The 12797-nt window shown below is 67.8% G+C and carries 12 protein-coding genes; 5 read left to right on the plus strand and 7 right to left on the minus strand.

All coding sequences use genetic code 11. The annotated features are described in order from the left end of the window. Window positions 1–62: 62 nt before the first annotated feature. The gene (locus BW971_RS13025; protein WP_076480181.1) at window positions 63–755 is read right to left on the minus strand and encodes a response regulator; all 693 of its coding nucleotides are present in this window, start codon (window positions 753–755) and stop codon (window positions 63–65) included. Beyond that, window positions 752–2326, minus strand: a complete 1575-nt coding sequence (locus BW971_RS13030) for a sensor histidine kinase (protein ID WP_076480321.1) — start codon at window positions 2324–2326, stop codon at window positions 752–754. Before BW971_RS13030 ends, BW971_RS13025 begins: the two co-directional genes overlap by 4 nt. A gap of 227 nt (window positions 2327–2553) precedes the next feature. Here BW971_RS13030 and BW971_RS13035 point away from each other — a divergent pair, with 227 nt between their 5' ends. After that, complete coding sequence (locus BW971_RS13035; RefSeq protein WP_076480183.1) at window positions 2554–4002, plus strand: cation:dicarboxylate symporter family transporter; 1449 nt, start codon at window positions 2554–2556, stop codon at window positions 4000–4002. Window positions 4003–4061: 59 nt separating this feature from the next. Here the strand turns inward: BW971_RS13035 and BW971_RS13040 are convergent, their stop codons facing one another. Then, complete coding sequence (locus BW971_RS13040) at window positions 4062–4808, minus strand: ABC transporter permease (RefSeq protein ID WP_076480185.1); 747 nt, start codon at window positions 4806–4808, stop codon at window positions 4062–4064. A 138-nt stretch (window positions 4809–4946) separates the two neighbouring features. Here BW971_RS13040 and BW971_RS13045 point away from each other — a divergent pair, with 138 nt between their 5' ends. After that, entirely contained in the window at window positions 4947–5636 is a 690-nt protein-coding gene (locus BW971_RS13045) for a response regulator transcription factor (RefSeq protein ID WP_076480323.1), read from the plus strand. Here the strand turns inward: BW971_RS13045 and BW971_RS13050 are convergent. After that, window positions 5597–7036 carry a sensor histidine kinase gene (locus tag BW971_RS13050; RefSeq protein WP_076480187.1) on the minus strand — a complete coding sequence of 480 codons (1440 nt, stop codon included), beginning with the start codon at window positions 7034–7036 and terminating at the stop codon, window positions 5597–5599. The two genes, BW971_RS13045 and BW971_RS13050, sit on opposite strands and share 40 nt — an antisense overlap. A 172-nt stretch (window positions 7037–7208) precedes the next feature. Between BW971_RS13050 and BW971_RS13055 the strand changes: the two genes are divergently transcribed. Then, window positions 7209–7817, plus strand: coding sequence for a phosphatase PAP2 family protein (locus BW971_RS13055; RefSeq protein WP_234974391.1), 609 nt, complete (start codon window positions 7209–7211; stop codon window positions 7815–7817). Window positions 7818–8004: 187 nt separating this feature from the next. Here the strand turns inward: BW971_RS13055 and efeB are convergent, their stop codons facing one another. From efeB to efeU, 3 genes are read right to left on the minus strand one after another with little or no spacing between them, the layout of a single operon-like run. Next, window positions 8005–9288 (minus strand): iron uptake transporter deferrochelatase/peroxidase subunit, encoded by a 1284-nt coding sequence (gene efeB / locus BW971_RS13060; RefSeq protein WP_076480189.1) that lies wholly within the window; start codon window positions 9286–9288, stop codon window positions 8005–8007. Further along, on the minus strand, window positions 9285–10502 hold the full coding sequence (gene efeO, locus BW971_RS13065; RefSeq protein WP_076480191.1) for an iron uptake system protein EfeO: 1218 nt from the start codon (window positions 10500–10502) through the stop codon (window positions 9285–9287). The genes efeB and efeO overlap by 4 nt, the downstream gene beginning before the upstream one ends. Window positions 10503–10530: 28 nt before the next feature. Further along, window positions 10531–11442, minus strand: coding sequence for an iron uptake transporter permease EfeU (efeU, locus tag BW971_RS13070; protein WP_076480193.1), 912 nt, complete (start codon window positions 11440–11442; stop codon window positions 10531–10533). A 207-nt stretch (window positions 11443–11649) separates the two neighbouring features. Between efeU and BW971_RS21495 the strand changes: the two genes are divergently transcribed. Next, window positions 11650–11799 carry a hypothetical protein gene (locus tag BW971_RS21495; protein ID WP_159441859.1) on the plus strand — a complete coding sequence of 50 codons (150 nt, stop codon included), beginning with the start codon at window positions 11650–11652 and terminating at the stop codon, window positions 11797–11799. After that, window positions 11775–12767, plus strand: a complete 993-nt coding sequence (locus BW971_RS13075; RefSeq protein WP_076480195.1) for a copper resistance D family protein — start codon at window positions 11775–11777, stop codon at window positions 12765–12767. Before BW971_RS21495 ends, BW971_RS13075 begins: the two co-directional genes overlap by 25 nt. Window positions 12768–12797: the final 30 nt, after the last annotated feature.

Below are 12797 nucleotides of genomic sequence, written 5' to 3' on the forward strand. Positions count from 1 at the left end.
ATCTTCGCGTAACACTCTTTTCGGGCGGCGGGTTGTGCGAGTGCGCGCGGCAGGTCGGTGCGTCAGCGACGCCAGGTGTAGCGGACCTGCGGGCGCCCGGTGGTGCCGTATTCGGTGGCGCGGGCGACCGTACCGTCGTCGGCCAATGCTTCGAGGTGCCGCCACCCGGTCACCCGGGAGATGCCCAGAGCGGCGGCGACCTCGGAGGCCGTGAGCCCGTCTGCGCTGTCGCGAATCAGGCGGGCGATGCTGTCCGAGGTCGCGGGTGAGGCACCTTTCCTGGCGCTGGGACGAGGGTCGTTGCTGCGCAGTTCGGCGATCGCCGTGTCGATGTCGCGTTGGCTGACTGCTTCCGCATCCGCGGAGACCGCCGCGCGATACCGCTGGTAACGCTCCATCTTGTCGCGGAACGCCGCGAACGTGAACGGTTTCAAGAGGTACAGAAGTACCCCGCGGGACACGGCGGCACGCACCATGGCCAGATCCCGTTGCGAGGTGATGGCGATGATGTCCGGCTCGGGCCGGATGCCGGACAGTGCCGAGGCCAGGTCGATACCACTGGCATCGGGCAGACCGAGGTCGAGCAGCGTCAGATCGATGGGGGAGGCGGTGGCCGCCGCACCCGCTGCGGCGCGCATGGCCTGTTGTGCGGTCGAGGCTTGGGCGACCACCTCGAAACCGCCGATCCGCTCGAGATAGGAGGCGTGGGCGGACGCGATCAACGTGTCGTCCTCGACGATGAGAACGCGGATCATCGCGGCATCACCGAGGACCGGCCGGCTCGAGATGTCGATTGCGGTGACCCGTCCACCCGCACGGTGACCACCGATCCGTAGGTGTTCTCCGCGATCATCGACCCGCGGTGCCGTCGGACCACCTGCGAGACCAGGGCCAGCCCCAATCCGCGTCCGGCGCCGTCACCACCCGACTTCGTCGAGTATCCGCGCCGGACGGCGCGACCGAAGGCGGCGGCGTCCATCCCCGGTCCGCTGTCGGCGACCACCACCTCGGCGGTCCGGGCGTCGTTGCGCACCGTCACCTCCACCCACGGGTCGTCCGGGTCGCAGGCGTCGAGGGCGTTGTCGACCAGGTTGCCCACCACGGTGATCAGTTCCACCGGGCTCAGTACGCCGGGGACCGCGTCGGGGATGGCGGCGTCGATCTCCGAGTCGTCGGTGACGGTCAGGGCGATACCCCGTTCGGCGGCCTGCGACGTCTTGCCGAGCAGCAGGGCAGCCACCGCCGGTTCACCCACAGCGCGGGTGATCCGATCGATCAGTGACTGCGACAGTTCGAACTCCTCGGTGCCGAAGCGCACCGCATCGTCCGGGCGACCCATCTCCACCAGGGTGACGATGGTGTGCAGGCGGTTGGCCGACTCGTGCGCCGACGACCGCAGCGCCTCGGCGAACCGGGTCATGCTGTCGAGCTCACCGAGCGCGGCCTGCACCTCGGTGCGGTCGCGGATCGTGATCACCGACGATCCGCGCAGCCCGGGAACCGGGGCGCTGTTGACCACCAACACCCGGTTGTCGGTGACATGCAGTTCGTCCCGGATCGGGTCGTCACCGTCGGCGACTCCGCTGGTGGCCGCGATGCGGGCGAGGAAGTCGGGTAGGGCCATGACGTCGAGGTCTCCGTCGGGCAGGTCGAGCAGACGTCGGGCCTCGTCGTTGATCAGCACGGGCTCACCGGTCTCGCTGACGATGAGACCCTCGGACACGGCGTGCAGCACGGCGTCGTGATGGTCGTACATGACCCGGAGTTCCTCGGGGGCGAGTCCTCCGGTGGCCCGACGCAGACGCCTGCGCAACAACATCAGACCGATGAGGGCGACCGCCGCCGCGGCCGCCGCGGTTCCGATGATCAACGGGAGTTGTGCGTACCAGGCGGCGGTGAGCGTCTCCTGGGTGATGCCCGCGGCCACCAACCCGACGATGCGGCCGTCGGGATCGCGGATCGGCGTGATGGCACGCACCGACGGGCCCAGGGTGCCGGTGGACACCTCGGTGAACGTCTCACCGGCCAGCGCCCGATCGATGGAACCGATGTACTTGCCGCCGATCATCGACGGCGTGGTGTGGGTGTAGCGGGTGCGGTCGGGCGCCATGATCGTGATGAACGCCATGCCGGTGCTGCGACGTACCGACTCGGTGACCGGCTGCAATTGCGCGGTGGCCGCACCGGAGAGGATCGCCTCGGCCGATGACGGGGCGGCCGCGATGGTGGTCGCCACCGCGGTGACGCGTTCACGCGCGTCGTGGTCACCCGCTGCCCGCGCGTTCAGAGCGGCGAGCGTCCCGCCGACCAGCACGATCACCGCCATGACGACCGCCACCAGGGCCACCGACTGCCCGGCGAGACTGGTGGGCACGAGTCGTCGCAGACGTGCCACGCCGGTCACGGCACCTCCTCGTCCGGTGGCCACCGGGAGCATCCGCGCGGCGTCGCCGCCGCAGTTCGTGAACGTAATGCACAGAAGGGTGACCGGGGTCACCTCCGATGCACACAATCCTGACAGATCGCCAGGTGTAGCAGCGCAAGGAGCGGGACATGACATTCGGATCACGGGGGCGGCGCGACGACGCCTCGACACCACCATCGGGTGAGATCGACAGCACCGACATCAATGGTGGTCCGACCACCCGGGTGGGCACCGAGAAGAAGCGAGACCGTACCCATTGGCTGTACCTCGCGGTGATCGTCGCCGTGGTGGCCGGTGTGATCGTCGGGCTCGTGGCCCCGGGCGTCGGCAAGGACATCGCGGTGCTCGGCACCATGTTCGTCAGCCTGATCAAGATGATGATCAGCCCCATCATCTTCTGCACCATCGTGTTGGGCATCGGCTCGGTACGCAAGGCCGCGACCGTGGGCCGGGTCGGCGGTCTGGCGTTCGTCTACTTCCTGGTGATGTCGACCATCGCGCTGGCCGTGGGGCTGGTGGTGGGCAACCTGATCCAGCCGGGGTCGGGTCTCCACCTGTCGGCCACCAGCGCGGGCAAGGGCCAGCAGCTCGCCGACGACGCCCACGAGGCCGGTGGTCTGATGGATTTCGTGCAGGGCATCATCCCCGAGTCGTTGCTGTCCTCGCTGACCGCGGGCAACGTGTTGCAGACGCTGTTCGTGGCGCTGCTGGTCGGGTTCGCACTGCAGGCGATGGGGACCACCGGTGAGCCGATCCTGACCGCGATCGGATACATCCAGAAGTTGGTGTTCCGGATCCTGACCATGGTGCTGTGGCTCGCCCCGATCGGCGCCTTCGGTGCCATCGCGGGGGTGGTCGGCCAGACCGGTTGGTCGGCGGTCGGTGAGCTGCTGATGCTCATGGTCGCGTTCTACCTGACCTGCCTGATCTTCGTGTTCGGGGTGCTCGGGGCGGTCCTGCGCGCGGTTGCCCACGTGTCCATCTTCAAGTTGGTGCGGTACCTGGCACGGGAGTATCTGCTGATCTTCGCGACCTCGTCGTCGGAGTCGGCGTTACCGCGGCTCATCGCGAAGATGGAGCACCTCGGCGTGCAGCGCACCACGGTCGGCGTGGTGGTGCCCACCGGGTACTCGTTCAATCTCGACGGCACCGCGATCTACCTGACGATGGCCTCGATCTTCGTCGCCGACGCACTGGGCAAGCCGCTCTCGTTGGCCGAGCAGTTCGGTCTGCTGGTGTTCATGATCGTCGCGTCGAAGGGTGCCGCGGGGGTCAGCGGCGCGGGACTGGCGACCCTGGCCGGTGGTCTGCAGGCCCACCGCCCCGACCTGCTGAACGGGGTGGGTCTCATCGTCGGCATCGACCGCTTCATGTCCGAGGCGCGCGCGGTGACCAACTTCTCCGGCAATGCGGTGGCCACCCTGCTGGTCGGGTCGTGGACACACACCATCGACCCGGACCGCGTCGACCACGTGCTGGCCGGACGTGATCCGTTCGACGAGACCACGATGGTGGGCGACGACCACGGTGCCGCGGTCGGCACCCCCACCGACGGGAAGTCGCTGGCCAAGGCGTGATCCGCGACGGACCGTGGGCTCGCTCCCGGTGGGAGCGGGCCCACGGTGTCGTGTGGGGACTAGTCGGTGCCGCGTTCCGTGGTGATCAACCGTTGGTCGCCGACGAGATGGGCCATGCCGACGGCGGTGATCGCCTGGGCGCAGACCAGCCCGGACAAGACGGCGAACTGGAACTGCGCCGCCTGCGCGGCCCCGGCCCCGGCCAGCAGGGCACCGACGAAGGCGCCCGGCAGCGTGACCAGCCCGACGGTGCGGGTCTGGTCCAGCCCGGGGACGAGGGCCTCGAACACAGCGGCGCGGCATATGTCGGTCATCGCCTGACGGCGGGTGGCCCCGATCGACAACCAGGCCTCGATCTCGTCCTGCCGGGAGCGGATGCCGTGCAGGATGGTGCGACCGGTCAGGGTCGCCGCGGTCATGCATCCGCCGATGACGATGCCGGACACGGCGATCAGGTCCTCGGTACTCCGGTCGAGGACGGGCAGGCCGACGATCAGCCCCACCGACACGCCTGCCCCGGCCGCACACGCCAGCACGGTGGCGCGCCCCGACCCGCTCAGGTGGCGGATCCGGTGGGCGGTGGTGGCGGTTGCGACCGCGAACATCACCACGACGATCAGCCCCGCGATCCGCCAGTCGGAGACGGCGCCGCGCAGGATCACCGCAACCAGGGTCAACTGCACTGCGGCCCGCACGACGGCGACCGCGGCGGGGCCCCACTGCCGGACCCCGTACCAGCGCAGCACCGCCACCGCGATGGTCACCAACAATGCGGCACCACAGGCGAGCCGAATCCACTGGTCCACGTATCCCTCGATCGTGTGCCGTTGCGGCGATGGTAGGAGCTGGGCGTCAACCGCCGCAGTAGTGTGACGCCTCGATGCTGAAGGATCGCTGAACCCCGTCGCTGGCCGCGCCGTCGCGCGGCGGGCACGATGGCGTGGGTGCGGGTACTCGTTGTCGAAGACGATCGCAGTGCAGCCGAGACGTTGCGCCGGATGCTGATCGCCGAGGGATGGGCGGTCGAGGTGACCGGCAACGGGGTCGACGGCTACGAATGTGCGACCGCGCACCACTTCGACGCGATCCTCCTCGACATCATGATGCCGGGTCTCAACGGGTATGAGGTGGTCCGCAACCTCCGCCGCGCGCAGGTGTGGACACCCGTGTTGATGGTGTCGGCCAAGGACGGCGATTACGACCAGATCGACGCCTTCGACTTCGGCGCCGACGACTACATCACCAAACCGTTCTCCTTCGCCTTGCTGACCGCCCGGCTGCGGGCACTGGTGCGTCGAGGAGCGCCCGAACGGCCAGCGGTGCTGACCGCGGGCAGTCTGACCCTGGACCCCGCGACCCATCAGGTCACGCGTCGTGACCAGGCGGTGACGTTGACCCCCCGTGAATACGGGATGTTGGAGTTCCTGATGCGGAAGAAGGGCACCGTGGTCAGCAAATCCGAGGTGCTGCGGTCGGTGTGGGACGCGAACTACCGCGGTGACGACAACATCGTCGAGGTCTACGTCAGTTATCTGCGCAAGCGGATCGATGTGCCGTTCGGCTGCAAGGCGATCCAGACGGTCCGTGGTGTGGGTTACCTGCTCGCCGACGACGGCGGTGACCCGGAGGTCTGAACGGGCCTGCCCGGGCCGGCCATCGGGACGGTGATGGTGACCGCGGCGCCGCCACCGGCGATGTCGTCGATCCGCACCGCACCGCCGTGCGCACGGACGATCTCGTCGACGATGGCCAGACCGAGCCCCGATCCGCCACCCTCGCGATCTCGGTGCGAGTCGAGGCGGACGAACCGCTCGAACACCCTCTCGCAGTCGGCGGGGGAGATGCCGACACCGTCGTCGGTGATGGTGACCGTGGCGAACGCCCGGTCGGTCCGCACGCGAAAGCCGATGCGACGACGGGCGTGACGATCGGCGTTGTCGGTGATGTTGCGGATCGCGCGGGTCAGTTTGTCGAGGTCACCGCGGACCCGCGCGGGCGCGACGTCGACGTCGACCCGGTGGTGACGAAGGGCGTCGACCCGTGCCGCCTCCGCGCCCACCACGTCGTCGAGGTCCACGTCGCCGAGGTCGAGGGGCAGCCCGCGTTCGTCGGCGCGGGCGAGCAGCAACAGGTCGGCCACCATCGACTGCAGGCGCAGGGCCTCCGGGAGCATCAGGGTGTCGACGGTGTCGCGATCGACCGGCGTGTCCGTCGACGAGGCCAGGTCGAGCAGACCGACCAGGGTCACCAGCGGGCTGCGGAGTTCGTGCGAGGCGTCGCCGACGAAGCGCAGCTGTTGTTCGCGGGCCGACTCGATGCGTCGCAGCATCCGGTTCATCGTGGTGGCTAGCTCCGCGATCTCGTCGTCGGTGTCGGGTACCGGTACCCGGCGATGCAGATCACCACCGGAGATGTCGTCGACCTGTGCTCTGATCCGATCCACGGGTCGCAGCGCTCGTCCCACGGAGTAGTACGTCGTGGCCGCCAACAACAGCAGGACGATGGGGAACACGACGCAGAAGATGATCGCGACCGTGAGAAGTATGCGGTGCATGGGGCCCTCGGCGGCTCCCGCGACCACCGTCAGATCACCGTCGCGGGTCGCGACTCCCACCGTGGTGGAACGGTATTCCTCACCCTTACCGTCAATCTGGGCGTCATCGATGGTGCGACGGCTACCCGTCGGCTGCGGGCTCGACAGTGCGCCGCGAGCGGCACCGGGGGTGGAGGCGACGATGGTGCCGTGCGCGTCGATGACCTGGATGACGTCCACGTCCTTGGTCGCCGCCAGCAACACCGAGTCGACGCCGCCGGATCCCTCGGTGGCCAACACGCTCGCGACGTGATCGGCCCGACCCTGAGTGGTGGTGTCGGCGGAGTTGTTCAGGGCGGCGCGCAGGACCAACAACATGATGCCCGCCGCGAGCGCCAACGCCACCGCCAACAGCAGTGTCGCGACCACCGTCAGCCGTTGACGCACCGGACGCAGCCGGTCGCGCGCCCACCGCGGGACCGCGCCGATCGTCTGCACCATGCGGTCGAGGGTAGATGCTTGGCGCGCAGCAGGGTTCCGGCACACGCACAGCGAGCGGTAAGCCGCGTTCAGCCTCTCCCAAGGATCCGCCGATCACAGTGACGGGATGTGTGGACACAGAACACCAATTCAGCTCGCGGTGACACTCGGGGGGTTCGTCTGCCTGCTCGGGATGACCCTGAGCTCGCATCCCGCGCCCGACGGTATCGACGGAATGGTGCTGGACTGGATCGACCATCACCGTCTCGCGTGGGTGACATCGGCGATGGCCGCCTTGACGATCGCCTTCGGTCCGATCTGGGTCACCGGGTGGACAGCGCTGGCGGCTGCTGTGCTGTTCACGGTCGACCGCACCGTCGTCCGTCCCGCGACTGTGGTCCTCGGTGTGGCACTCGCAGGGGCCGGCTGGGAGATCGCCAAGGTGACCGTGGCCAGGCCCCGACCTCCCGCAGGCCAACAGCTCTCGGCGATCGAGACCGGTCTGTCGTACCCGTCGGGTCACGTCACCGGCACGACGGCGTTGGTGATGACCCTCGCGGTGGTCGTCACGGCGCAGGTGCGCGCACCCTGGGTGCGACGGGTGGTTATCGCGGTTGCGACGGCGGTCGCGACACTGTCCGCGATCACCCGGCTGTATCTGGGAATGCACTGGGCATCGGATGTGGTCGCCGGGATGGCGCTCGGCGTCGCCGTCGCGACGCTCGCGCCACCGGTCGTGAAAAACTCTCTGCGACAACTCGAACCGCGCCTACCCGCTGGGTTGCGCAACCGGGTGCGGTGACGACCGTGTGGGCCGGACGAACTCTGTCGGTCATGATGGACGCGACCTTTGTCATGGTGGTACCGCTCGGTGTCTCGTACCACGGCGCCAGTGGACTGGTGAGGTGCCACCGCACGATACCTCCAGCCGGATCGGCGCGACTTCTCCTCTGTGACAGCGAGATCGATGTGGCGAAAGGCTTGCCGACTCAATCGTCGAACAGACGCTGACCCCACCACTCGTCGGCGGCAAGACCGGGAGGACAGGCGAACAACGCGCTGCCGTTGTGGGTGATGTATTCCATCATCGCGTCCTTGGCCGCCAGAGCATGCTGCATCGGGACGAATTGGGCCTGGGGGTCTCGGCAGTAGGCGATGAAGAACAGTCCGGCGTCGAGATGCCCGAAACCGTCGGAACCGTCGGTGAAGTTGTACCCGCGGCGGAGCAGTCGTACGCCACCGAGGCTGTCGGGGTGGGCGAGGCGTATGTGGGCGGTCCTGGCGATCAGCGGGGTACCCGCGGAGGTGAGGCGGAAATCCGGCGTGTCGAATTCCGCGGTCGCGCCGAGCGGCGCACCCGAGCCCTTGCTGCGGCCGACGACCTGTTCCTGCTCGCTGAGCGACGCGCGGTCCCACGGCTCGATGTACATCCGGATGCGTCGGGCCACCAGATAACTGCCCCCGGTCATCCACCGGGCCGCGGTCGGGTTGTCATCGTGGTGCACCCACACCCACCGGTCGAGCAGGTCGGACTGATCAGCTTTCACATTCGCGGTGCCGTCCTTGAAGCCGAACATGTTGCGGGGCGTTGCCTGTGCGGTGGTGGTGCTCGACGTCCGACCGAAACCGAGCTGCGACCATCGGACGCTGACCACTCCCACCCCCAACCGGGCGAGATTGCGCACGGCGTGCACCGCGACCTGCGGATCGTCGGCACAGGCCTGGATGCAGATGTCGCCGTGGCTGCGGGACGGCTCGATTGCGTCTTTCGGGAACGCGGGCAGTTCCGCCAGGCAAGCCGGCCGACGGTCACCCAGTCCGAATCGATCCTGCTGCTGCGGTGCGTCCGCGGTCGCGCCGAACAGTCCGGGCCCGAACCCGATGGTCAAGGTCAGCGACAAGGGCGACAGACCCAGTGCTTCACCGGTGTCCGACGGTGGTCGATATGGCCCACCGCCCACCGCTCCGCCCGCCACCGTCTCCTCGCCGCGACACATACGGTCAGCGGCCACGGTCCACCGGCGGAGCAGATCGGTCAGCTCGGCACGCGAATCGGTGATGACGTCGAAGGCGGCGAAGTGCAACCGGTCCTGGACCGGTGTGGTGATACCCGCCTGGTGGGTGCCACGGAACCTCACGACGTCGGACGAGTGTGTGTCCGTTGCACCCATCGCGGACGACCCGGCGACGCCTGCCGCCGCCCCCGCCGCCAGACCTGCCCCCGTGGCCCCCAGCAGGGCACGCCGGGAGAATCGCGGGTGGGTGTCGGTCACTTGCCCAGGACCAGCCCGGGGACCTGGCTCAACGTGGCCGACAGCGCATCGATGGCGACCGAGAGCGACTTCCGCTGCGGTGCGGTGACACGCTCGTAGGAGACGTATCCGTCGCCCGCGCGATAAGCGTTGATGTCGTCGCGAATGGCCTGGAACTGGCTGGTGATGCGGTTCATCAGGGTCTGCGACTTGGCGGCGATGATGGGTTGCAGTTCGGCGATCAGCGTCTCCGAACCGTCCACGTTGGCGGCAAAATCCCACAGATCGGTGCGTGAGTACCGATCTTCCTCACCGCCGACCTTGGTCGCGGCGATCTCGTCGATGAGCGCCTGCGGGCCCTTCACGAACGACTGTGTCTCGAAGGTGAAGTCGGGTTTGCTCACCTCGTCGCGCAACCTGGTGACGTCGGACCGTAACGTGTCGGCCGTCGTGTCGATGGCGCCCTTGTCGTCGGTGGTGCGAGCGTTGTCCAGGTCGGCCTGGGTGACGTCGTCACCCCGTTCACCGACAGACGACTGCTGCGGTGGCCACAGGAACCGTTCGATGCGATGGAATCCGGTGAACGGCTGAGCCCCGTTCTCGGTGTCATCCCACCGCATGTCGATGGCCGGGTCGAGATCCGGGAACGAGGCCGCGACCGGTTCGATGCGCTCGTAGAAAGTGCGCGTTCTCCCGAACTGGCTGCGGGCCGCATCGAGATCCCCGGACCTGACCGCATCGGTGAAGGCCGTGGTCTGGGCGACCAGACCGTCGAGTTGTCCGCGCACGTACTGCAGATAGCGGCTCTTGGCCGCGTCGATGTCTGCCGGGACCTCGGCCCTGGCCTTCTTCTCCCCGGCCACGGTGAGTGTCTGTCGGATCCCGTCGCCGACCATGCCCGGTTTGCACGCGGTGGCGTAGGTGCCGGGGTCGGGCACCTCCACGGTGAGGGTCCCGGTGAGGCCGGGGCCGATGTTCTCCACCTCGCCGAGCACCCGGTTGTTGTTGCCGTACACGTAGAACTCGGTGACCTTGGTACCGCTGTTGGCCACCGTGAACGTGACCGGTCCGGTTGCCGCCTCCGCCGTGGCGAGGTCGCATCCGGTGTCGGTGGATGTCACGGCGATGGTGCCGCTACCGCCCGGCTGTTTATCCGTGCAGGCGGTGGTGAGCGCGCCGGCCGCCACCAGTGCGGTGATGACTGCGATGAGTCGCTCGGGGGTACTCGATGTCACGGGTTCGCCTTCCAGGAATCCGCGCGCGTCAGGCGGCGGGTGTCTCGATGTGATCGGGCGTCGGCCGGGTCGCTTTCGTCGACCGCGAACGCAGGAACGAGCGGGGCAGCAGGAACAGGGTCATCACCACCGCCAGGTAGACGACCCACGCGATCACCTGCAGCACCGTGGGGTCGGGCCGAAAATTGACGAGGCCCGCCAGAGCGGTCCCGTACCACGACGATTGATCGAAGTGGCGCGAGATGTCGAAGGCGCGGGCGGCGATCCCGGGAAGCCAGCCGACGGTCTGTAACGCCCGCACTCCGTAGGCGAGAATGCCTGCCGCAACGATGATCAGCAGTGCCCCGGTGCAGGTGAAGAACACCGCGAAGTCGATCCTGATCGCGCCGACGTACAGGAGCACGGTGAGGGCCACTGCGACCACCACCCCGCAGAACAGTCCGATCAACGGCCAACTGCTGCCGGAGGTGTTCTCCGCGTAACCGACCATGAGAAGCGCCGTCTCGAAACCTTCTCGCCCCACGGCCAGGAAGGACAGCAGGAACACGGCGCCGCTTCCGACCTCGATGGCCCGAGCCATCCCGGCCTTCAGGTCGCCGGAGATCGCGGACGCCGCGCGACGCATCCAGAGCACCATCAGGGTCACGATGACGACTGCCACCAGCGAGGCGATCCCGGCGACCGCCTCGGCGGCGAGCCCGCTGATGGTCGAGGTGCCGTAGTGGATGGCGGCGAAGATGCCGAAGACCATCACCACGGCGACGGCCACGCCACCCCAGAGCCACTTCAACCCCTCGCGGCGGCCGCCTTTCACCAGAAACGCGGCCAGGATCATCACCACGATCCCGGTCTCGAGTCCCTCGCGCACCCCGATCAACCCGCTACCCACCAGTTGGGTGGCGATCGACGGCGCTGCCGCGTCCGCGAGCATCATCGCCATACCCACCCCGATCGTCTGTTTGGTAAGCCTCAGCTCAGGACGCTACAAGGGGGTTGGGGCGGTTCCAATCCGTGACTTTCAGCGCTCCTTAAGGTGGGTCGTGATACGTCTCCGGGGCGAATCGTCAAGGAGGCCTGGGGTGCCCGAGCGCGCGATCCGTGCCGGGCACTAGTGGACATTAAGCAAGGCTAGGCTTAACTTACTTCCATGTTGACGACCATTCAGGCCGCGGGCGCTGCGACCCTGCCGTCGTGGTGGCAGTACCTGGCCACCGGGACCTACTTCCTCTCCCTGACGACCACCATCGGATTCGTGGTCACCTACGTCCTGGTGTGCGGCCGGTCGCCACGCCCCTGACCCGCATCGTCGCGGGACGGTTACTGGGGTGGGGAGCATTGGCGCTGTTGGTCAGTGACTATCTGCAGGTGGCCGCACGTACCGCGAGGGCGGAGAAGCACCTCACGTTCGTGCAGGCGCTCAATCCGGATCGCATGGGCGCCTATCTGACCCGTTCGGCCGGTCGCGAGGCGTGGATCTCGGCCGGTGAGCTCACCGCGGTCCATGTGGCGGTCGTTCTGCTGGCCGCCGCGCTGCTCGTACCATTGCTGACCTCATGGGGTGTTGCCCGCATCGACCGGTTGGCCGGGGTCGCGCTTCCGGTGGTGCTCCTGGCGTCGCTGGTGCGGTCCACCCCCGCTGACGCGTCACAACTGTCGCGTGACGAGTTGGTGAATCGCATTCTGGCGCAGGGCCACATCATTGCCGGGACCTCGTGGGTGGGCGGATTGTTGCTGCTCGCCGTCATCGCGCGGTCGCGTGTTCTGGACGTCGATGATCGCGCACAGCGGTGGGCGCTGATCTGGCAGCGGTTCTCGACGGTGGCCCTGGTGTCGGTCGGTGTCGTCCTCACGTCCGGACTGTGGCTGGTCTGGAAGGAGTTCGGCCACGTATCGCAGTTGTGGTCGACGACGTACGGCCGGTTCTTGTTGTTCAAGCTCCTCCTCGTCGCGCTGATGGTGGGTGCGGGAGCGTTCAACCAGATGTGGCTGCTACCCAGGACTTCACGCGGATCGGCACTGTCGCACTTGCGCATGGTGGTTGCCGTGGAGGCGCTGTTGGGGATAGGGGTCATCGCGGTGGTTCCGTTCCTGACGGGTTCCCCACGGTCACAGGCGGGTGATAACGGCACGGAACACACAGCCACACTGGGTATCTTGAGCCTCGGCCTGCTGATCGCGGCGGTGTTGGGGCTGTCGTTGTTCACCACCGCCCGGGCGTCCGCCGTGCTGACACGCCGTCAGGTTTCGACGTCGGTCGTGGCGTAGGAGCGTCAGCGACCTGGGGTTGCTCGTGGG

This window comes from Williamsia sterculiae (assembly GCF_900156495.1).
GTDB classification, from domain to species: domain Bacteria; phylum Actinomycetota; class Actinomycetes; order Mycobacteriales; family Mycobacteriaceae; genus Williamsia_B; species Williamsia_B sterculiae.